Raw genomic sequence first — 22,573 nt, forward strand, 5'->3', positions numbered from 1 at the left:
CTATGTTCGCGGAAGTAGCACGCCATTACGTACGTATTGATTGGTTGTTCAAGTAAGTGGATGGCTGCAAATGTAATACCGACAACGTTACAGCAATACTGCACAACGATTTCGAAATATTTGTGAGGGCGGGTGTCATGCAAGGCACTTCTCGAGCTTGGCAATGAGGTCGAGGGCTTTTTGGACCTCATGTTCGTAGAGCGGAGTATCACCACCGTGGGCGCTGGGGTTCAGGACGCGTTCGGTGGTCTTGAGGACTTCGTCAATAAGTTTGATGTTTTCCATCACCTTCCAGTTTTCGTCCTTGAGAAGAGAACGAAGGTGCTTGCGGGAATTCTTGAGCTTACCTCGGTCGGCGATGTCGAGGCCGGGTAGAACGTCCACATCGTCATCGCCTGCGGGGATGAGGTGCTCCCGGTGCGTCGGGGGTGTGATATTGAGCACGCGGTCGTAGAGTTGAGTTGGTATTTTTTCCTGCAGCTTCTTTTTTGCGGCGCGAAGGTTTTCCGTGAGCGTGAAAAACTCGCCTGGAGGGAGTTTTTTCTGTTCGGCCCATTCGCGGTAGCGTTTGGCCATGTCCTCAGCGGCTTTGCGGAGGCAGACGGCGGCTTCATCGAGGTTGTGGCCGTGCAGGTACTCTTCGGCTTTTTTTAGACCGGTTTTCTCCTCCTTGCAGGTGATGTTGGCTGCTGGGTTACCCACCAAACTGATGAAGCTCCAATCCGGGTGACATTGACCAATCGTACGGTGAAATTCACGGAAAAAACCTAGATCGTGAGTGAGAATGATCTTTTGGTAATCAGCTAAGGCCGCATCAGTCAGAAGGATTTCGACTACCTTCATTCGGTTGCTCATGTCAAGGCTGACTAACAAATCGTCTAGCACGAGAAGCTTGAAATCGGAGTCGTGTAGATTGACTAGTGATGCAGCGAAGCGGACTGAAAGGGCGAGTTGAGTGAGCTTTGCCTCGTTCAGAAACACCTGAGGACGATTTACGATTCTCCCACCAATCTGTATCCCTAACTCAATGACTGGAATCTGAAACTGTCTATTCTTCTGGCTCGTTCCAATGAATGATGGTGGGACGGTGACTTTGAGCTTAAGGATAATGGGAGCGACATCACCGGCAGCAAAGTGTTTGTTGTAGAAGTTCTGAGCTTCGTTACTTATGGAATCAACGATGCTGGAGAGCGTCCTCGCAAAGACATCCGTGTTATGTCTGAACTCGTCGTAGGAATAGGTGCCGCCTAAACCCCGACTTCCGGTTGGATTTGGATCGCCTTTGCGAATCCGAAACCACATGTCCTGTGGGACAACGCCACTAGTGCTCACGCAAAACGGTAGGATTTCCTTCTCGAAGATAGGCCAGAGGTTGAACTTCTCGGAGTTGCGGAAGTGGGAAAAGCCGAAAAAAAAGCGGTAGGTGATGAAATCACTTGCAAGATCGCCCTTCTCAATCAATGGCTGCTTGAAGGTTCCGTGGTCTACCTGGCTGATGCGGTAGGTGGTGTCGTTCTTCGTGGCGACATCGCGAAGAGTCAGTGCGATTTCTCCAAGCTTGGGTGCCGCATCCGCCTGCTCGTGAAGGTTGAGGAGGTTCTCTGGTCCAGCGGGTTCGAAGTATTTGGCGATGGAGTTCTTCGGCTTTCGAGCGCTTTGGAGGAAGGTGTAGAGCGCCCAATAAAGGGAGGATTTTCCGGATCCGTTTTCGCCGTAAACGAGGAGGTGGCGACCCTCAAGATTAAGGGTAAACTCGCGGAAGGCTTTGAAATTGGTGATCTCTATCTTGTGAAGTCGGCATTTCATACGCGGCCCTCCTGTTTGATGATGGCGAGGAGGTCCGGGCTGTCGGCAGTGAGGCGTAGGAGGCGGTTGCGCACGGGGTGGCTGGGAGCGTTGAGCGTGCGGTGCAGGCGGTCGAGGAACTCGCGCTGCTGCACTTCGCTTGCGCTGGGATCATAGGCGGCGAGGTGCGGGACCACAGTGTCGTGGAAGAGCAAGTCTCGCTCCGTCATGTGCTCGCGGAAGTAACACTCCATCACGCAGGCGTCGATGAGGTCTTCGAGGAAGGCGGCTGCAACGGCTTGGCCATGTGCCTTAGCAGACTGGATGAGCGGAACTAATCGTTCAAATAGGTTCACCTCTTCGGAAGTGGGTTTCTTCACTGGGATCTTGTCAAAGAATATCTTTCGTAGTTCACGCCGATCCTCCCCTTGTGTGGGAAACTCGTCCATAAAGCTGCATCGGAACAGTGTCGAATTGAAGAAGGCCGTCAAGTATTCGAGCGAGTCGCCACGACTGTTTATAATGAAAGCCTTATTGTTTGGGAAGTAGTGATTTTCACGGTCAAAATAGAACCCCAACCATTTTGTGATTTCTGGATAGATGATCTTGGGTTCGCCGAAAAGATCTAGGTAGTCGTCCGTCGGGTTATTATCGAGTTCAAGCCAATGGTGCTGACCGGCGAAGGAGCCTTCAGTTGAAGCGCTCCGTGAACGCGAATATTGGCACTGCGCACGCGCATGTAATCGGGGCTCGAATGCGCAGAGATGGCGATAAAGTGCTGGATAGCGCTCCTCCAAATACATGTGGGCACCAAACTTGATGATGAGCTGATAAGTGTTCTCCCAATCTACCTTGTAGGCATCGATTTCCCTACCACGTATTAGTTTGACAATCAAGTCGGTCGATGCCGCGTCCTCCCCAATAAGCATGTCCCTTTGTTCGGCGGTAAGATAGAATGCTTCGTTCAGGCCAGTAATGATGCCGCGTGAGATTTGAATATTCCATTCTCCAAGTTTAATGCCCTGAGAACTAACTTGTTCACGAATGCTTTGCCGAGCGTATGAAAGCACCGCCCAAGAATGTGAACCGTCGGTCGGAAGCTTGAAGGTGCTTGCGTTGGCCTCGGCAAACGCTGCCAAGGGCCGGTCGAAGGTGAATGTCGAGCGCATGTAGCTGGAAGGAAAGGTCAAATGCGGTGTGCTGCGTGACAGTCGGAGCGTGCATGTGTCCACCGTCGCCGAGTTGAAAACTAGCACTCCACCAAAATCGAGGATTTCATTGATTCTTACTTTTCTAAGAAATAACTCGCGGAGGTTTTTACCGTAGCCTGCACGCATCCACTTGTTCGAGGTGATATAGATGAGCGTGCCATCATTTCGTAGCATCTCGATGCCACGCTCGTAAAAAAAACAGTAAACATCGCCGCGTGCAGCGTAGGTTTTAAATCGCTCTTGCCAGAGTTTTTGAATCGCGGTGCCTGCGAAGCGCTCGACGGAAATATAAGGTGGATTACCGATCACAATATCGAACCCTTTGGCAAGCGAACGCCCAAACATCCAATGCGGATCAAAAAAGTCCGCGCTTGCTTGCGGATCAAAGGGATCCCATGCCGCTACCTGCTGCGCTTTTTTTAGCAGCTCGGAATCCTGCTTTGTACCAACTTCATTGACGAGTGTATGTGCGAGCTTCTGACGTAGTGTCTTGATTTTCTGTTGGAGGGCCAACTTCTGATCGCGTCGCTGTATGGCGAAATGGCTGTGGTACGCAGCTTCAATTTCCTTTTCTATAGGTTCAATCAGCGCATTGACGAAGAGATCGGGCTCGGGAATGGGCAGTCCAATGAGACTATTCGCCGCCACAAACTTCGTCTCCAGATTCGGCAATGGGCGTATGCCGCGATTCTTTGCTTTGTCGTTGTTGGTCTGCTGGTCGCAAACGAGAGAGATGAAAAAGCGGAGCTTGGTGATCTGTATGGCGATGGGCTGTATGTCCACGCCGTAGAGACAGTTCTCGATAAGGTAGAGCTTGCGGCCGTAGTCGTCGTTGTTTTCGGCGAAGTTGCTCACGATCTCGGCAAGCTTCTTGCGCCGCTCTTCCGTGTCCGTTATTTCTTGCGCCTTGGCGAGTTGGATTCTCTCCCATGCCACATTCTCCGGATCGACCTTGCTGAGGAGGTACACCAGCTTGTGCAGGACCCCCATGGGGAAGGCGCCTGAGCCGCAAGCGGGATCGAGGACCTTCACTTCGTCGATGGCGGTGATGAGTGTGGCGACTTCGGTATCCGAAAACGGGTGCGCTTTTTCCGTGTAGGTAAAGAGCAGGTCGAGTCCGGCCTTGGCATCGTCTTCCTTTATGCCGGTCTTTTCCGTGAGTATGCGGGTGAGGTGGGCCTTGAGCGATTCGTCCACCATATACTCCACAATGGGACGCGGGGTGTAAAAAGAGCCGGTTTGCTTGCGCGCGGTGGTCTTGGTCTCCTCGTTGTAGGAGGCGAGGAGGTTTTCGAACACTTTGCCGAGCAGCTCGGGATCGAGCGCGATTTCCTGATCGATCGGCGTATTCTCGACGATGGTGAACTTATAGCGGTTCAGTATGGTGATGAGGCCGGTGACCTTCTCGGATTTTCGCTTTTTATCGCCATAGACGTCGGAGAGGTCGGCGGTTTCTCCGGAATCGAAGAAGAGGCGGTCGGGGATGTGGGGGCGCTTCGCCTTCCTGCGCGAGAAGCCGTCGAGATAGAGTTTTTTGTCCGTGCCATCCTCGGTGCGGTCGAGGCATTCGAAGAGACCGCCATTGAGAAAGGGAATGTCTGCGAAATGTGCGAGGGCTTCTTCCTGCGATACGGCGAACAACTTCTCGTAGCGGAAGAGGTTGTTGACGTCGTAGGTGGCCTTGTTTTTCTGAAATCCCTCATCGGTGGCGAACACGCGGTAGGGATTGCCCTTGCTGTCCTTGCCCATGCGCTGGTTAAGCGTGGCGAAAAAGAGATTCTGCAATATGGCCTGATAGTACACGGAGCTGGTTTCGCTCTCGGGATCGAAACCCTTGAGCAGCTTTGCGAGATCGACGGGATGGAAGAGCTTCTCTGGGATGAGGCCCTTTTCCTTGAGAAACCAGCAAAAAATGAGGCGCGTGAGCAGGCGAATAAGGCCCATGGCACGGCGTTTTTCATCGTCGGGCTCCAGATCCGACGGAAACTCGACCTGCGGCAGCGCCCAGAAATACCAGTTGGCCAGCTCGCGGTAGAAGCGCTCGTTGAGCAACTCAATGTTGAATATTTGCTCCCACGCGGCATGCAGGGTGTCGAAGTCCTCGATGGGCAGCTTCTTCGGGTGCCGGAGCTCGGACAGCGCCAGCGATGCGAGTATGTCGAGATGGCCGCGGTGAGGTTGCGCGAGGGAAATGTCCCGAATCAGCGTGGCCTTTTCGAGCACGTCTTTGCTTTCGTCGAGCTTGTTCCGCCGCCGGTTGATCACGGCGATAGTGAGCCGTTCGCCGTGTTTGAACAGCACCATGACGGGCATGGGGAAGAGGCGATTGATCTGCCGGGCTATGGCAGAGAATTTGCCGCGTGCATACTCGCTGCCCTTCAGCTCGATTGCGATAAAGACGTAGGATTTGAGCAGGCCGCGCTTGACGGAGTCGTCGGTAAAGAGGCTGGATTCGCGGCTGAGCTCCTCGTCGGTGAGCTGGAAGATGAGGTCGGCTGACTGCCACTCCGTAACGAGCGCCTTCACCGGGTCAAATGCGTGGCCGTCGCCTGCGAAGAGATCCAGTAAGTCTTGCGGCGAAGAGCCTGCGCCCGCAATGAACTTGTCGCTCCTGTAGCCGAGTTCGTCGAGAAGTTGGCGGGAAGCGTCTTTGAGCGGGAGTGTCCGGAAATTGGCGAGTGCTGTTATCATGGTTTCTCGTCGTTGTCGTCTGAAAGCTTAAGGGTACGTTCCAGTTCCCGGCGTAGTTCTTCGCGGTCGGGCAGGTAGAGTTGGTATTTCTGAACGAAGAGCTGGCTGTTCATCTTGTAGGTGGCGTACTCGACAAGCAGTTCGTCTTTGTGTCTGGAGAGAATGATGCCAATGGGCGGGTTGTCGCCCTCGGTGTTCTCTTCCGTTGCGAAGTAGCCGAGATACATGTTCATTTGGCCGATGTCGTGGTGCTCCACCTTGTCCATCTTCAGGTCGAGGAGGACAAAACAGCGCAGAATGCGGTGGTAGAAAACGAGATCGACGTGGAAGTGAGTGTTGTTGAGCGTGATGCGGTATTGCCTGCCGACGAAGGTGAAGCCTTTTCCCAGCTCCAGAAGGAAGGGCTGGAGTTGATCGCAGAGGAGGCTTTCAAGCTCCGTCTCGGTGAGATGGCTGGATTCCGGAATTTTGAGGAACTCAAAGACGTAGGGGTCACGGACCAGTTCCGCCGGCTGCATCACGATTTGCCCCACACGAGAGAGTGCAAGAATACCTTCCCGGTCTTTTCCTGCAGCTAGACGGAGGAAGAGAAATGTGCGTTTCTGCCGTTGCAGCTCTTTCACACTCCACTTCTCGGCGATGGCTTGCTTCTCGTAAAAGCTGCGTTCCAGTTCGTCGGCAATCGAGAGCAGTTCGACATAGTGCGACCAGCTCAATTGTCCAGACAGCGTCTGGACTTTTGGGAAGGCCAGGTAAAATGCCCTCATCATCATCACGTTGCTGCGGCTAAAACCCTTGCCATGCCGCAAGGTGAGGTCTCTTGCAAGATTGGCTACCAGCCGCTTGCCATATTCGGCGCGGGTGCTGCCACCCTGTTCATACTCCACGATGTCACGGCCAACCTGCCAGTATGTTTCGGTAATTTGGACATTAACGGCCTGTGTCGCCCGTATCTGACCAGTGGAGTACACCTCGGAAATTTTTTGCAGCAAATGCTGGTAGCCGCTATCGGTGGTGAGATCCTCGTCGCTCACGCCTCATCCTCCTTGATAACGAGCCAGGTCACAAGCTCCAGCTCGGTACTTTCGTGGAATTGCTGACCGACATCCGGCAGGACGAAACCTCGGCCGGATTGCAGTCCGGAGGCGGCGCGCTTACGGAAAGTGGCGGCGAGCGAAGCGACTGCCTTATGCAGAAGCGTGTCGTACGCCTTCATGTCGCTGCCGTGCGCGGTCTCCTGGTCAAAGAGGTTGCAGAGCCGGTCGTACACATCCGCTTTGCCCGCACAGAGGATGCGGTAAATGTCGAGAATCTGCTTTGGTTGCGCAAAGCCGAAGCGCACGTTGCCATCGTCCAGAACATACACGAGGAAGTAGGGATGGAGAGGGTTGATGGCTTCGCTCGGCGCGGGCTTGGCTTCGCCGACTGAATCGCGTTTGCCCTCATGCCTAAAACAGAAGATAACACCCGGGCCTATCACCTTGTAGTCGGCATGCGGCGGTACGCAGGTGTAGAGACCAAAGGGGGCGTCCTCGAGGGCGGTCTTGTTGGCTTCGATGTATTTCAGCAGATCGAGACGGAAGTCGTCGAGCGTGAACTCGGTGAGCGAAACGCTGTCGCCGAGGTCTTCGAGGTCGAGAACCTCCTCCTTGAGTCGGAGGAGCTGCTTGTCGCGATAGCGGAGGTCGCCGGAAATGATCTCTTCGATTTCCTCGTTCCTGAGCACATTGTCCTCGAAAGTGGCGGAAATGTCCACGAGGGCCATGCGGGCTTCGACACGGTTTTTGAGGTTGATGTATTTATTGAGATCTTCAGTCGGCCAGAAGTTCACGAGACTGACGGACGTGTTGACACTGCCGATACGGTCGATACGACCAAAGCGCTGGATGATGCGGACGGGATTCCAGTGTATGTCGTAGTTGATGAGATAATCGCAGTCCTGCAGGTTTTGTCCCTCGCTGATGCAGTCCGTGGCGATGAGCAGGTCAATCTCGCCTTGTTGCGGCATGGATGGAATTTTCGCGCGCTGCTTGGCTCGTGGTGAAAAGTTGGTGAGAATATGATCGTATGCCGCTCCGCCAAAAGAGGTACGGGTGTCGCCGCCGCCGCAAACCAGGGCCATGTGAATGCCGAGTTCCTTGCGGCCCCAGTCAAGAAGTGACGTATAGAGGTAGGCGGCGGTGTCGGCGAAGGCGGTGAAGACGAGCACTTTCCGATTTGCTTCGCCGAGTTTATTCGTGCTCGGCTTTGTCATTTTTTCCGCGATGAGCTTTTTCAGAGCGGCGAGCTTGGCATCGTTCTCGGGCGTAACGGCTTTCGCGGCATTGTAAAGAGTAAGAAGCTGATCCTTGTCATGTGCGAGGGCTTTGAGCCAGCCGTCCGGGCCTTCGAGCAGGAGATGGTTCAAGCGGAATTTCAATTTACCGCCGACATGCATGGCGGCTTCCAGTTCCTCGTCACGACCGGGATCGTCGAGTTCCAATTCCAGTTCTTCGGATTCGGGATTCTGCCCGGGCAGAGCCAGGTAGTTTTTAATCTTCTTCTCCAGATCTTCGATCTTTGCTATAGTCCGCTCCATCGTGGTCCCGAAGGACTTCACCGAGCTTTCAAGGCGCTTGAGGAAGTTCACCTTCATCATGCCAATGAGAAAGGTCTCGCGTTCACCCTGTGTGAATGGTAGTGGGCCTTTCGTTTCGTACTCGGCCTTATGCTCGGGCCGTACAAAACGGGACGGATTGAAGAGCGCAAGAGTATAGCCGACGATTTCGTCGTTGAGTTTGTCGTAGGAGTGGAAGCGCCCGCGAATATCGATTTCTGAGTATATGGATAGCGGCTTTTCGCGCTTCGGGAAACCGCCAAGCTGGGCGATGGCGTCCTTGTAGTACTTCAGAATGTGTTGCCGCGAGCGGGCTATGGTGAGTTCGTCGAGGAGTTTGAAAAAGGCGGCATTGAGCTTTTCCAGCAGTTCGCGCGTGTTGCGTTCATGCGTGTGCTTCTTTGCCCAGGTCGTGAACACCTTCTGTGCGCTGGAGAGAGTTTCCTTGAGACTGTCGACGCCCATGGATTCTGCAAAAGCGTCGTCGCGGTTTTCGGTGAAGAAGTACAATTGGTTGCGCAGATCCTTGAGATCGTTATTGACCGGCGTAGCCGAAAGCAGAAGAACTTTACTGCGGATACCCGCTTTGATGATGTCATCCATCAACCGCTGGTAACGGCTCTTGCGGATGACGTGCCCATCCTCGTCTCTCTTCCCGGGCGTGTTGTTCCGGAAGTTATGCGATTCGTCGATGACGATGAGGTCGTAATTGCCCCAATTCAACGTCGCGAGATTGATGTCGCCCGAGTGACCCGTCTCACGGCTCAGGTCGGTATGAGAAAGCACGTCATAGCGGAAACGGTCGGAGTCGAAGGGATTGAGGAGGCTGTTGCTGGTGTACACCGTCCAGTTGTCACGCAGTTTTTTCGGGCAGAGAACGAGCACACGTTCGTTCTTCAGTTCGAAGTATTTGATAACGGCGAGCGCCTCGTAGGTCTTGCCCAAGCCGACGCTGTCGGCTATGATGCAGCCATTGTGCAGGAGGATTTTGTTGATCGCTCCTTTCGCACCGTCCTTCTGAAATCCGTACAGCGCCTTCCATATCTCCGTCTCGAAAAGGCTGGTCCTTCCCAGGTCCGCATCGGTTTTGCCTGTATCGCCCAGGAACTTTTCGAAAATGTGGTACAGCGTTTTGTAGTAAATAAATTCGGGCGAGTTGTTCTCGTACAGTTGCCTGAGGTAATTCAAAACATCCTGCTTCACGTCCTTCACCAGTTCTTCATTTCCCCATAGCTCTTCGAACCATCGCTTGATTTCCGTCCGATCGCGCTCACTGTCCACGATGAGGTTCAGCTCGATATTGTTGCCCGCATTGCCGAGGCCGAGACCCCGCACCGTGAAGTTGGAACTGCCGAGAATGGCGTGTTCCACCCTCGCGTTGTCCACGTGATACATCTTCCCGTGAAGGAGACTGGATTGCTTGATGGTTTTGATGTCCACCTTGCGCTCAATCCAATCGGCACACTCTCTGGCGACACGCTTTTGCTGAAGCTTGTTAGAGAGTTCCAATCCCTCGGCGTCGATGAAAAAAGCTTTTTTCTCGGTCTTACTCGGATCAAGCCTGTTCACAAACGACGGTTCACCGAAGAGGAAGTCGAGATGTTCGATGCGATCAAGTTCTTCCTTCAGCGCGTCGTAGGCATAGATGGTAAAGTAGGCCGACACGATGGACAACTTTGAGCCGGAATGGCACTTTTCCCGCAGGAAGTCGGCAACCGTCCCCCTCGTGTGATTGTCGCGCAGACCGGAAGTATTGCTGGGTGAGGTCATAGTATTGGGGCGAAAGTATGCTGATGACAGAGTACTGTTGGGACTAAAGTGTTGTCAGAATGGTGAGATTGATTCCAAACAGTAGAATTTCATCCCTGTTGCAGGCCCAGCGAAGCAATCGCTGCACATGAAGCCAGAGCCTGGCCTCGAAACCAGGATTCGCGGAAGCTGTATTCGCTTTACCGCTGCTGTATGTTCGTTTTCCCAATCACTACCTCGGCTAAGGGGGTACAATTTATCGAATCAGGACTAACAAGATCTCTATGACAAGCACGCAGTGGCGACACATACCGGCACCCCTTCAGTGTTCAACGAAAGGTCACCACCTGTTCTCAGTACATACCGCGTCGTTTGCCATGCCTTGGATATCAGGCTTCAATGCGTGGACGCCGAGGTGATGCATACTATTCCGGTGCATTCGTACTCTCATTCTGATGTATTCAAAAAATAGGACAATTTTAGCAAATGCAAAAGAGTAACCGGTCAGTATTTCTGCTCACATGTGTCACGACTCATGGCTAAGGGTGGATGCTCTGACAGGTCGATCATCAATTTTTTTTGATTTTTCACCGATCGCGGCTAGTCAATAGGTCATCGCAATCTTCGTTGTAGCAGGAGTCACTGTGTTGGCCGCTAATAACCGGAATCGGTGATAGTATAACCCGGGAATACGACCGGCACGTTGCGGATGTTGCTATGCGAAGCCCCATACCGTACGGTCTCGCGTCACGCCCTCAATAACGCTGTCAGCGAAAATCAGTGTGTTTCCTCGCTTATCCGCGAAATCCGTACAGGAATTCCTGCGGTACGCGCATTAAACCGTGGACCCGTCCTTGAAATAGGGACGCTCCATCAACACTTCCGACCGTTTAACCTCAGTTGCATCCTTGTGCATTACTTCCTTTATTCCATACACAGAATCTTTACCGCAATTATGGTGCGAACCGCCTGATCCTCCAGGCAACCGCCGGTGTTTCACGACTGCTCCACATCGATCCAAATCGCTCATGACTTTTGACATGATTATCGTTCTCGCAGTGATTCTGCTCGCGGTGATTCTCTTCGCCACGGAGAAAATACGCGTCGACCTGACCGCGGTCATCGTGATGGGAATTCTGTTGCTCAGCGGAATCATCACGCCGGAAGAGGGGGTGTCGGGCTTCAGCAATACGGCGACGGTGACGGTGGCGGCGATGTTTATCGTAAGCGCCGCGCTGCAGAAAACAGGCGCGGTCAATTCGCTCGGTATGCTGACGTCGAGAATTTTTAAACGGAGCTACTGGCTCGGCATCATCGGGACCATGCTCGTGGTCGGCGTCAGTTCCGCGTTCATCAATAATACGCCGGTGGTGGCGGTGTTCATACCAATACTGCTCACCGTGTCGATGGACAACTCTATCAGTGCGTCCCGGCTTCTTATGCCCGTGTCGTTTGCGTCCATGTTCGGTGGGCTGTGCACGCTGATAGGGACGTCCACCAATATTCTTGTCAGCGCCATCGCGGTGGAGCATGGACTGGAACCCTTCGGTATGTTCGAGTTCAGTATCGGCGGTGCGCTTCTGTTCGTCGCCGGCATGGTGTATATGGTCGTGGTTGGCATCAGACTCATTCCGGACCGGAAACTCGATCAGGACCTCACTCAGCGCTACAGCATGAACGACTATCTCATAGATGTCGTGCTGCTTCCGACAGCGCAATCCGTGGGGCATCATGTTACGGATTCGCCGTTGATCAGGGAGCTGGAAATCGATGTACTCGAAGTACTCCGTGATGGCCGCCGTCTGAAGCGCCCTCTTCCTTCGATCATGTTGGAGGCAGGGGATGTGCTCAGAGTACGCTGCGATGTCGCAACGATACGCGAGCTGAAAGACAGGATGGGAGTGGTGCTGAAAGCGGAGCATACCCTGCGCGAGGATGATTTCGACGATGAAGACCTCCTGCTGGTCGAAGCGATCATTGCGCCGAACTCCATGCTCGAAGGAAGGACGATCAAAGGGGTTCGTTTCAGGAATACGTTTCAGGCAAATGCGCTCGCGCTTCGGCACAGGGGCGCCCTGCTGAGAAAGGGCTTCAGCGAGACGCGATTGAAATCCGGCGATGCGCTGCTGATTCAGGTACGCAAGGAAGACTACGATACGCTCCGCCGGGACAGCAATTTCGTCATTGTATCGGATATCGAGCTGCCGACCTACAGGAAGCGGAAAATCATTCCCGCGCTAATCATTATTCTCGGCATCATTTTAACTGCCACGTTCAATGTCTTACCCATCATGGTTTCGGCCATCGCGGGTGTGGTGCTGCTCATCGCCACCGGTTGCATCACGCTGGAGGAGTCGTATGAGGCGGTGGACTGGAAGGTGATTTTCCTGCTCGGCGGAATCATCTCGCTCGGTGTAGCACTCGAAAAAACCGGAGCGGCGCTGCTGCTGTCCGATACCATGATTTCGCTTTTTGGCGATTTTGGCCCCGTCGCCATCGTTGCCGCGCTGTTTTTCATCACCTCGCTGCTCACCGGCATCATGTCCAACAACGCCACCGCGGTTCTGCTGGCGCCGATCGCCATCGCCGCCGCCGCGAGCATGGGTGTGAATCCACGACCTTTCCTCGTTGCGGTAACCTTCGCCGCATCGTCGAGTTTTATCACACCTGTCGGATATCAGACCAACACCATGATTTACGGCGTCGGACAGTACCGGTTTGCGGATTTTCTGAAAGTCGGCACTCCTCTCAATCTGATTTTCTGGATATTGGCTACATTGCTGATTCCACTGCTCTTCCCGTTTTAAGGAGGCCCCATGGAAGACCTTACACGCGCATTTGATTCCCTCCGCACATGGCTGAATGTGCCGCTGTTCACCGTCGGCAATGTCACGCTTACGTTATGGACCATCGTTTACCTTCTCATTCTCCTCGTACTGCTGTATTGGATTACCTCCAAGTTGACCAAGGTCATCGTGTACAAGCTGTTGGCGAACAGCAGAATCGAGCTCGGGACGCGCGTGGCCGTGGGCTCCATACTTCGCTACACCCTGCTGACCATCGGCTTCATCGTCATACTGCAAACCGCCGGAATCAATCTCAGCAGTCTTACCATCCTGCTCGGCGCCCTGGGTGTAGGTATCGGCTTCGGCTTGCAGAACATCACGAACAACTTCGTCAGCGGACTCATTATCCTTTTCGAGCGTCCTATCAAGGTCGGCGACAGAATCGAGGTCTCCGGTATTGCCGGCAACGTGGTGGATATCTCCATGCGCGCTACCACGATAATCACGAACGACAACATCTCCATCATCGTCCCGAATTCCGAGTTCATTTCCGGAACGGTGATCAACTGGAGTCACACCAGCCGCAACGTGCGATTCAGTTTCCCCGTTGGCGTCGCATACAAAGAAGATCCGGAGCAGATCCGCCGCATCCTGCTCGACGTCGCCCTCGCCACCGACGGCGTATTGCGCGAACCCAAGCCCGATGTGTTGTTCAAGGAATACGGCGACAGCTCCATCAATTTCGATCTGCGCGTTTGGACGAGCGAGTACACCGACCGGCCCGGCGTATTGAAAAGTATTCTGTACTACGAAATCTGGAAGCAGTTCAAGCGCAATGGTATCGAGATTCCCTTCCCGCAGCGCGACCTCTACATCAGGCAAATGCCCGGCGGCCGGGAAGGGCAAGAGGAAGCAGCAGACGATTGACGCACAGGAAGGCCTCCGGTCCCCGTGTCCGGCAGCTGCGCCACGGCTGGGGTAACCGCCGTTCTCTCCGCGTCCCTTCGGCTTCGCTCCGGGACCGCCGAAAACCGCACAGGGGCCGCCGACATCCGTCGGGGGCTGCGGAAAACCGCTCAGGCACCGCTCCCGAGGCACGCCCGGGATCCCTAAAAACACCACATAATGACGTCAGCCCCAAGATGGACAGATGCGCATCCACCTCAGGCAGGAGGGCTGATCATACCGTCGCCTCGAGGTAGGGCCGCTTGATTCTGGCTACCCGATTTACCTCGGCGGCGTTGATCAGTTCGTCGACACTGGCTTTGCGGGATCGCCAAACCTCTCGAAGTGCTTCGATGGCGACATCAAGACCGACCTTACTCCGGTGCTTGAAGCAATCCGCGACAGTCTTGGCTGGACTATACACACGGACGGTCACACCATTCACATTGTGCTCCTCAACGCCGAAGGAAAACGCAGCACCGCAAACATACGTGAGGTTCAGGTGAGGATATCCGATCAGCGGACGCCAGATGCCTCTCGGAATGGCAAGCCATATTTCATGGGGAATTTGTGTTGTGATGTGATGAAAGCTGTGGGCGGAAATCAGAAACACGATGGAATTCGGTACACGTTTTACGATCTCGGCGAGCTGCCGCCGATTCAGTCATCCCTATTGCTTTTTTGCAGTGAAAGTTCCGTGTTTAAGAATATTTCCTTCTTTGTGTTGATAAAGCCCAGTTAAACTTCTTCTATCTGAACTTGCATATCCAGTAAAGCTCCACATATCATCGCCACTTACCGTGTTAATCGCGATGGCGCCATTTGTCGAAACTGTTCCAGCGATAGGTCTTGTTGCGCCGATACCGAACAGCTGAAAAGTTCCGTTCAAAGAACCACTGTTCTCAACGATGACCATCATCGAGGTGGAATAACTTCCAATACCGAGTGACACACTGAATGTGCCAGTTAGTTTTGGAACATCGGGACTGTGCGCTTGATCTTCGCCGCAAGCGAAAGTGATGAAAATCGAGGCGAGCGTAATCATCATGCAACGATTCATGTGACCTCCAGTAACCATTCCTGGATAAGAATTTTCACGCAATACTATAAAATATTGCACCTGTTTACAACCGCGTTGTTTGAGCGGATATACGACGCCCGTTTCTCTTACCTTGGTGAGCACCGCACAGGAAGTTCGCACTCACGCTCTCATCTGACCGTATTTCAACCCCTCGACTAATGTGGCTCCCGTCAAGGAACCTGTACGAGCCACCGCGCAGCAGTGAGTACGCGAGGCTCGCCGGTGTCGCTTCATGCTAGGGTGGGCAACTGATATCCAGCGCCTTCATCACTCAGCATCCCTGCCGTGGAGTAGCTATGAACGTTGTCGATGATCAACTCGATCTGCCACCCATGAGTGATGATTTTCCACCCGTTTTTCTGCCCACTTCCATCACATTCGTTCACGATTTGGCGAGTTGCAGCAAATTCTGCTCCCGAAGCTCAACACAAAAAATGGCCTGAAATGTTGATTTCGTGCCGTCTGTCACTCTCGGGCTGAAGCTTCGGCACTATGTGCTTCTTCTACCTCGGCGGAGAGTCCGTCTCAGTGGGAGTTCCTCGACCCTCAACAACTCCAGCCTCGCTCTCGCGATAATCAACAGGCCTAACCACTCCGTGCGCACTCCGATATTTCTCACCCAGCGTCAGAACTGAAACGGCATCACAGATATCGGCATGCAGGTGCGTATCGCTGCCCGTTCGAAACCGGTGTGTCGCTTACAACAACTGACATTTTGGTGACATCCCATCGCCGGATTTCCGCGAGATTTGTGCAGAAGTCGAACCATTTCACCGTCCCGGAGCATGTCATGAGTAGCCGTTTCCTTGTCATTGTTGTCATCTCCCTCGGCAGCGTTCTGGCAATACACAGTGCGTCGGCCCAGAAGGGACAGCGGATGACCTTCGTCCTGCAGTCCGACACCGTGATGCACGCGATTCTGTTGTTAGCGACGGACTCCGCACTCTATGTTGATGCGGTGAACAAATCCCTGTACCGGGACGCCGTCGTACGGATATGCAATGTGCGTGTCCTTCCGCTCGGTGATATCCGCTACGTGATTGGTCGCGGTTCTGCCGGCAGTGGCGGTGGCGCCGCAGTGGCAGGCCTACTTGCGGGCGGATTGCTCGGCCTGCTGTCCTATGAGAAACCATCCGGAGGGGGTGGCTTCATGACTCTGGATTTCGGACCGGGGCCGCCAATCGTCCTCGGGGCGGCCGCCGGACTCGGATTCGGGCTTCTGGTGGACGCAGCAATAAAACCAGAGGCCCGTGAGAACAATCCGTTGTATCTCATGACCGACACCGGCGTGATCGAGAAGCTCCGCGACGTAGCGCTGCACAGCGACGAACTGCGCGTGTTCACGAATCCCCGATGAAAACTGCTCTCGACCACATCTTCTGACCCGCGAAAAAAAGCGCCCTGAAATTTCTTTCAGAGTGTTCTGTCAGCCCAGGCGGACCGGTGCCCACACGCAGGGTGATAGACGAACGGTCATTCTGCGAGGAGCGAAGCGGAGTCGCAGAAACCATCCCTCCCCGCGCCCGACCCTCCGATTTCGCTCAGGACGCGCCTTTCGACTTCGCGCAAGGTCACAGACGAACGGTCATTCTGCGCGGAGCGAAGCGGAGTCGCAGAATCCATCTCTCCCCGCGCCCGACCCTCCGATTTCGCTCAGTACGCGCCTTTCGACTTCGCGCAAGGTCACAGACGAACGGTCATTCTGCGCGGAGCGAAGCGGAGTCGCAGAATCCATCCCTCCCCGCGCCCGACCCTTCGATTTCGCTCAGGACGCGCCTTTCGATTTCGCGCAAGGTCACAGACGGGCGGTCATTCTGCGCGGAGCGAAGCGGAGTCGCAGAATCCATCTCTCCCCGCGCCTGACCCTCCGATTTCGCTCAGGACGCGCCTTTCGACTTCGCGCAAGGTCACAGACGAACGGTCATTCTGCGCGGAGCGAAGCGGAGTCGCAGAATCCATCTCTCCCCGCGCCCGACCCTCCGATTTCGCTCAGGACGCGCCTTTCGACTTCGCGCAAGGTCATAGACGAACGGTCATTCTGCGCGGAGCGAAGCGGAGTCGCAGAATCCATCCCTCCCCGCGCCCGACCCTCCGATTTCGCTCAGGACGCGCCTTTCGACTTCACGCAAGGTCACAGACGAACGGTCATTCTGCGCGGAGCGAAGCGGAGTCGCAGTAACCATCCCTCCCCGCGCCCGACCCTCCGATTTCGCTCAGTACGCGCCTTTCGACTTCGCGCAAGGTCACAGACGAACGGTCATTCTGCGCGGAGCGAAGCGGAGTCGCAGTAACCATCCCTCCCCGCGTCTGCCCCTTCGATTTCGCTCAGGACGCGCCTTTCGACTTCACGCAGGGTGACAGACGAACGGTCATTCTGCGCGGAGCGAAGCGGAGTCGCAGAATCCATCCCTCCCCGCGCCCGACCCTCCGATTTCGCTCAGGACGCGCCTTTCGACTTCGCGCAAGGTCACAGACGAACGGTCATTCTGCGCGGAGCGAAGCGGAGTCGCAGAATCCATCCCTCCCCGCGCCCGACCCTCCGATTTCGCCTCTTCGTCTGACATGCTTGACGATACGGGGTGACTCTGTGGTAACGCCGCCGCGTCCGAGAACCCCTGACCCGCTGAATGCAGGAAGCTGAGGGCAGGTAACCGAAGAAGCTTGAGGTTTTTGAAAAAATTAAAAACAACACACAAAAATAATATGTGATATTAGTAAAAATATCAAATACCGGGTAAAAGATTTGACGTTATTCATGGAAACACATACATTGTTGTGTGTTATGCGATGCCATGTCCGGTGAATGGAATGAAGCACGAAGAGTTTTTCAGGAGACATCCGGTGTTTTCCGGAGGGGAATTCGCCGAATATCTGAATTCGCGCGGCGGTTATGGCGCACGCGCACAGGAGGCGCTGCTCGCGTATCATCGGCGGACGGGGAAGCTCGTTCAGATAAAACGAGGTTTGTATGCAGTTATTCCGGCCGGTGAAATTGGCAACACATGGCCAGTCGACCCATTTCTTATCACCGGAAAGGTCACGCCCGATGCAGTGCTGTCGTACCACACGGCATTGGCGTTCCACGGACGTTCATACTCGATGCGTAACGAATTTTTCTACTCCTCCGTCCGTCCCGCCTCATCGTTCACCTTTCGCGCGCAGCGCTTTCGCGGCAGCCGTTTTCCCATCGGGCTGACGAAGACCGATTCAACGGACATCGGAGTCTTGCTTGCAGAGCGACAGGGTGTCACTCTGCGCGTCACCAGTCTGGAACGCACTCTCGTGGATGTGCTTGATCGTCCACGCCTGTCCGGGAGCTGGGAGGAAATCTGGCGTTCTCTCGAGAGCATCGAATTTTTCTCGATTGATTCGGTCATCACGTACACGTCCTTGCTTGGTAACGCGACCACCGCTGCGAAAGTCGGATTTTATCTCGAACAACATCGGGAGATCTTGATGGTAGAGGAGCAGCACCTCGGGCAGCTTCGCGCGTTGCGACCCCGGCAAGCCCATTATCTTGATCGCGGAAGCAGAGTTTCAGGCAAATTTGTAGCGAAGTGGAATCTGGTAGTACCGGAAGATATCTATCATGCGCGCTGGGGAGAAATTGCATGAAGATATCGCGGGAGAAACTATTCGCCGAGGCAGCCTCCACCGGTTTCAGAGCGGACATGCTTGAAAAGGTCGCACGTCTGCTCGGGCTGCTTCACGCAATGCAGCAGCATCCGTATTCCAACGGGAAGCTGGTGTTAAAAGGCGGGACGGCACTCAACCTCTTTGTGTTTGACGTGCCGCGGCTTTCGGTCGATATTGATTTGAACTACATTGGCGCGGTTGGACGAGATCAAATGCTCGATCAACGCCCGAAGCTGGAAGCGGCACTTCAGGCCGTATTTGCCCGCGAAGACTACACCGTCCGCCGCGTACCCTCCGAGCATGCGGGAGGCAAATGGTTGTTGAGATATACTGATGCATCGGGGATGTACGGGAATCTGGAAGTGGATCTGAACTATATGTTTCGCGTACCGCTTTGGCCCATAAAGAAATCTGATTCTCATCGACTGGGGGCCTGGCAGGCATCGGAAATTCCCATCCTCGATCTTCACGAACTTGCGGCAGGGAAGCTCGCTGCGCTGCTCGCACGAGGCGTCGCAAGGGATATCTTTGACGCTGTAAAAATACTTGAGCATCCGGATATTGAGTTTGCGTCGTTGCGTACGGCGTTCGTCGTCTACGGCGCGATGAACCGGAAGGACTGGCGCACCGTGAGCGTTGATGATGTCGATGTTGACCCGGTGGAACTGGGCCGACAGCTCATCCCCTTACTGCGCGTGGAGAGCGAGGAATTCACGCTGCCAGCAGAGGAGTATGGGGCTGGTCTGGTAGCTACATGCAAAAAACTCCTCGCTCGATTGCTTCCATTCACCGGCAATGAACGCGCGTTCCTCGACAAACTCCTCGAGTATGGAGAAATCGATGCCGCGCTGTTAACCGATGACGCCGACGTCCAGACCCGCATTCAGAATCAGCCGTTGCTCTATTGGAAAACTCTCAATGTCCGTGAACATCGGCATCTCGATTGATTATCAATAGTGCCATACCGCACCGGAGCCTGCACACTCCGCCCGGATATCAATCCCATTTCCCTCGTGAAGACAAAAAGTGCCCTGAAATTTCTTTCAGAGTGTTCTGTCAGCCCAGGCGGACTGGCGGGCGCCCTCAGGGTGATAGACGGCGGTCATTCTGCGCGGAGCGAAGCGGAGTCGCAGAAACCATCCCTCCCCGCGCCCGACCCTCCGATTTCGCCTCATCGTAGGACATGCTTGACGATACGGGCTGACTCTGTGGTAACGCCGCCGCGTCGGAGAACCCCTGACCCGCAATAAAAAACGGCCCGAAATGTTCATTTCAGGCCGTCTGCATTGGGTTTGGGCACTTATGTGCTCGTACACGCGAGGTCCGCCTCAGGCGGAGAATCCCTGAACCGCTGATGAAGAGTCAGCAAGGACTGCCATTATTGACATGGATATGCATAAAAGTACCCCAATGTCGTCATACTGACCCGCCAAGTAAACGTATTGCATCATGGTAACTTCGAGAGTACATCCAGTGAAAAGCGCTCCGCTTGCGAACACTGTTCGCGTACGCTAGCCCACGCGTCCTCGATTCTCTTGCTGTGATTCCTGTATTCAAGAGCATTTTTCTGTACCCGCTCGGCTACGGGTAGAACTCGAAGTTGCGTTGCGAGATTTGTGTTGCATTCAAGATTACTCGCAAGTGAGTGACCTCGACCGAATACCGCAGCAACGAGCCAGGCCTCTGATGCCTTGGAAGGTACACACAGTATAGTTCTGGGTCCCGGTGCTGTGAGTCCCGCCCACGCGAGCAAGCGACTTCGCATCGCGTCCACACTTCCTTGCGGCGGCGGACATGGAAGCACGCAGGGCAATATCGGCCATCGCCGGTTATTTGCTTCTTCGGAGATTTTCTGACTCACGTCCTCATACCTGTCGTCTGCAACGTCCGCGTCCACATGAAGGATGAAAAGGTCAAAGTCTGGGAGCGTCGGATCGGTCTCAAGACTGGGATACCCGCGCTCCGTAAAATCAAGGCACCAGCGGAGCACGCCACCCCATCCGGCACCCAGTTTCGGGCGGGTTTTTTCGGGTTGAAGTTGACTTAGTGTGAACGTTGTGGGGATGATCGCTCGCAGGGCGGATTCAATGATGACCGTATCCGTATCCCCCTCGACGACAAGAGCTATGCGTAACTCAGACATTGGGAACGGCTCCGAGATTGCCCATAGCCCAAAGGCGTGAGAGCGGATACTCCTCATTCAACCTGAGTAACTCCGCAGAGACAGTGATGCGTCGAATCGTCGTATATCCGGCGCTGTTACGTTCCACAGCGAATAGACGGATCTCATCGTCTTCGAGATCGAGTCCATCTAACACGGTTGGATTATGAGCCGTAAAAAGAAGCTGTCGATTTGGATCACTTGATCGAAGCCATTCACCCAGACGTTCAACCAGTCGCGTCACGAGTCGTGGGTTCAGTGCGGAATCGAGATTGTCGATCGCGAACACCGCAGGTGATGAAGATGACAGACACAGAATGGCGGCGAAAAGGACGTAGAGTGCTCCTTCGCTTGCGTCATACGCTGTGAGCGAATTTCGGGACTCAGCCATGAATCGATCCGTGAATTTCAAAACCCGTTTTGCCCGGGGAATTGCAGGCGAAAGCAGTGCGCCAGCGGAATCGGTTGCAGCCACGTCGCTCACCCAGTCGATAAGTGCCAAAACATCCGCGATTTCCTCTTCTCTCATCTCCCGCTTCAAAGAATCAAATCCCTCGGCGAGACCGCCTCCTGCGAGCCCCACGGGCAACCGTGTTTGCGAATCAGGGACCGTCGCTCGTAATGCCGGTGTATTCGGAGTGTAAATCGCATAACCCTGCAGCGTCTTCATCAGAACGGAAGCCGGATCGTCGGTTTGAAGATTCACGAGTTTCAGGGCCGATAGCCCCGCCGTTTTATCAAAATTCTTCTCGTCCTGCACTTTGTCCCGCACTCCGCGACTCACGATTTCCTTGCCGCCTGAGGAGAGATACTCGGTCTTGAACGACCAGGCCGGCTCAGGTTTATCGAGCGGATTAAGCAGAGACACACGGAAGATTGTATCGGATGCACTCCGCGCTTCCAGCATGATGTCTGGTGGAATCCTCATACCAGCAAACGAACTTTTAAACAAGCGGGGCAGACCAGCCCGAACACCACGGCGGATGATAGCCTCGTCGTCGACTCTACCGGCCGCGGCTGCACTGAGGACACCCAAAGCCTCGAGAATGTTGCTTTTTCCAACTCCATTGCCGCCGATAAAGCAGTTCACGCGCCCTAATTCGACTTGCTGATCTACGATAGACTTGAAGCCTTTGATATGGATCTCACGGAGTTTCATGCGATTGCCCGTTGCGACTGTGGATTGAGCACGGAATTTCCGTGCATACAAACCGTTCGGTGACGTATATCAGGATTCCAAACGGCTACTGCAAGGAAAAATACGTGCTCATTCTCCGAATGGCAAGGAAACAATGGAAATTGGGTGCGGATTCTGGCTGTATTCAACTGCGAGAAAGCAATGAGAGGTATGGCAAAAAATCGACGATGATCAGAAATCAACTTCCGATCGAACATTGGCACAAATGGATTGGTGAAGCGAGCCTCGGCGATGCGATCACGGACCGTCTGATTCACAATGCGTACACCATGACGCTGAAAGGAGATTCAATGAGAAAGCGGCTCGCCGTGACCCTCAATTTGAAGTAAAGCGACCACCTCTCATGTCAGCAACACCATCGTCACTGCGCTCCGATCTGCTGGTACGTTTGCGCAGGAAGTACAGGTCGCTTTCGCAGGAGTACACATCGAATCGCCCGCATCCCCCTATCCCGCGACATTCGGGGTTCTGGACGAGTGATCTTCTTCCTGCTTTTTTCCTACCCACCCCCGTCACACCCCGTCACGATCAGGCAATTCTCAACAAATCCTGCTGCTGCAACCCCAAGAAAAAAACGGCCCTTCTCTTACGAAAAAGGCCGTTCTGCATTGGGTTTGGGCACGTTTGTGCTCGTACACGCGAGGTCCGCCTCAGGCGGAGAACCCCTGACCCGCTGATTAAGAGTGCGTTGAAATCGCTCGAAACGGGCTCGGAATCGCCAATTTTGACCCCAT

The 22,573-nt window shown here is 54.3% G+C and carries 14 protein-coding genes; 6 read left to right on the forward strand and 8 right to left on the reverse strand.

Going from position 1 to position 22,573, the window contains the following annotated elements; translation table 11 throughout:
• Positions 1–135 precede the first annotated feature (135 nt).
• The 4 genes from M5R41_19095 to M5R41_19110 are packed head-to-tail and all read right to left on the reverse strand — an operon-like array spanning position 136 to position 10,053.
• Positions 136–1,806: an ATP-binding protein gene (locus M5R41_19095; GenBank protein ID MCZ7558500.1), complete on the reverse strand. Its 1,671-nt coding sequence runs from the start codon at positions 1,804–1,806 to the stop codon at positions 136–138.
• A complete protein-coding gene (locus M5R41_19100; GenBank protein MCZ7558501.1) occupies positions 1,803–5,687 on the reverse strand; it encodes an Eco57I restriction-modification methylase domain-containing protein in 3,885 nt (1,294 codons plus the stop codon). The genes M5R41_19095 and M5R41_19100 overlap by 4 nt, the downstream gene beginning before the upstream one ends.
• Positions 5,684–6,721: a PDDEXK nuclease domain-containing protein gene (locus M5R41_19105; protein MCZ7558502.1), complete on the reverse strand. Its 1,038-nt coding sequence runs from the start codon at positions 6,719–6,721 to the stop codon at positions 5,684–5,686. Before M5R41_19105 ends, M5R41_19100 begins: the two co-directional genes overlap by 4 nt.
• Positions 6,718–10,053, reverse strand: coding sequence for a helicase-related protein (locus M5R41_19110; protein MCZ7558503.1), 3,336 nt, complete (start codon positions 10,051–10,053; stop codon positions 6,718–6,720). The genes M5R41_19105 and M5R41_19110 overlap by 4 nt, the downstream gene beginning before the upstream one ends.
• A gap of 1,019 nt (positions 10,054–11,072) precedes the next feature.
• Between M5R41_19110 and M5R41_19115 the strand changes: the two genes are divergently transcribed.
• Both M5R41_19115 and M5R41_19120 read left to right on the forward strand, forming a co-directional pair.
• Complete coding sequence (locus M5R41_19115) at positions 11,073–12,839, forward strand: SLC13 family permease (GenBank protein ID MCZ7558504.1); 1,767 nt, start codon at positions 11,073–11,075, stop codon at positions 12,837–12,839.
• Positions 12,840–12,848: 9 nt separating this feature from the next.
• Entirely contained in the window at positions 12,849–13,745 is an 897-nt protein-coding gene (locus M5R41_19120) for a mechanosensitive ion channel (GenBank protein ID MCZ7558505.1), read from the forward strand.
• Between the two features lie 253 nt (positions 13,746–13,998).
• Here the strand turns inward: M5R41_19120 and M5R41_19125 are convergent, their stop codons facing one another.
• Both M5R41_19125 and M5R41_19130 read right to left on the reverse strand, forming a co-directional pair.
• Positions 13,999–14,208 carry a hypothetical protein gene (locus M5R41_19125; GenBank protein ID MCZ7558506.1) on the reverse strand — a complete coding sequence of 70 codons (210 nt, stop codon included), beginning with the start codon at positions 14,206–14,208 and terminating at the stop codon, positions 13,999–14,001.
• A 225-nt stretch (positions 14,209–14,433) separates the two neighbouring features.
• Positions 14,434–14,823, reverse strand: coding sequence for a hypothetical protein (locus tag M5R41_19130; protein MCZ7558507.1), 390 nt, complete (start codon positions 14,821–14,823; stop codon positions 14,434–14,436).
• Positions 14,824–15,634: 811 nt separating this feature from the next.
• On the opposite strand from M5R41_19130, the gene M5R41_19135 reads away from it, so the two are divergent.
• The 3 genes from M5R41_19135 to M5R41_19145 all read left to right on the forward strand — a co-directional run bounded on the left by M5R41_19135 (position 15,635) and on the right by M5R41_19145 (position 19,427).
• Positions 15,635–16,201 (forward strand): hypothetical protein, encoded by a 567-nt coding sequence (locus tag M5R41_19135; GenBank protein MCZ7558508.1) that lies wholly within the window; start codon positions 15,635–15,637, stop codon positions 16,199–16,201.
• 1,451 nt (positions 16,202–17,652) lie between these two features.
• Entirely contained in the window at positions 17,653–18,459 is an 807-nt protein-coding gene (locus tag M5R41_19140) for a transcriptional regulator (protein MCZ7558509.1), read from the forward strand.
• Positions 18,456–19,427 carry a nucleotidyl transferase AbiEii/AbiGii toxin family protein gene (locus M5R41_19145; protein MCZ7558510.1) on the forward strand — a complete coding sequence of 324 codons (972 nt, stop codon included), beginning with the start codon at positions 18,456–18,458 and terminating at the stop codon, positions 19,425–19,427. Before M5R41_19140 ends, M5R41_19145 begins: the two co-directional genes overlap by 4 nt.
• A 500-nt stretch (positions 19,428–19,927) precedes the next feature.
• Here the strand turns inward: M5R41_19145 and M5R41_19150 are convergent, their stop codons facing one another.
• On the reverse strand, positions 19,928–20,623 hold the full coding sequence (locus M5R41_19150) for a hypothetical protein (GenBank protein MCZ7558511.1): 696 nt from the start codon (positions 20,621–20,623) through the stop codon (positions 19,928–19,930).
• Positions 20,616–21,800, reverse strand: coding sequence for an AAA family ATPase (locus M5R41_19155; GenBank protein MCZ7558512.1), 1,185 nt, complete (start codon positions 21,798–21,800; stop codon positions 20,616–20,618). Before M5R41_19155 ends, M5R41_19150 begins: the two co-directional genes overlap by 8 nt.
• Positions 21,801–21,904: 104 nt before the next feature.
• Here M5R41_19155 and M5R41_19160 point away from each other — a divergent pair, with 104 nt between their 5' ends.
• A complete protein-coding gene (locus tag M5R41_19160; protein MCZ7558513.1) occupies positions 21,905–22,168 on the forward strand; it encodes an ATP-binding protein in 264 nt (87 codons plus the stop codon).
• Positions 22,169–22,573: the final 405 nt, after the last annotated feature.

The sequence above is a fragment of the Bacteroidia bacterium genome, assembly GCA_027493955.1.
In the GTDB taxonomy this organism is placed as follows: domain Bacteria; phylum Bacteroidota; class Ignavibacteria; order SZUA-365; family SZUA-365; genus JAOSJT01.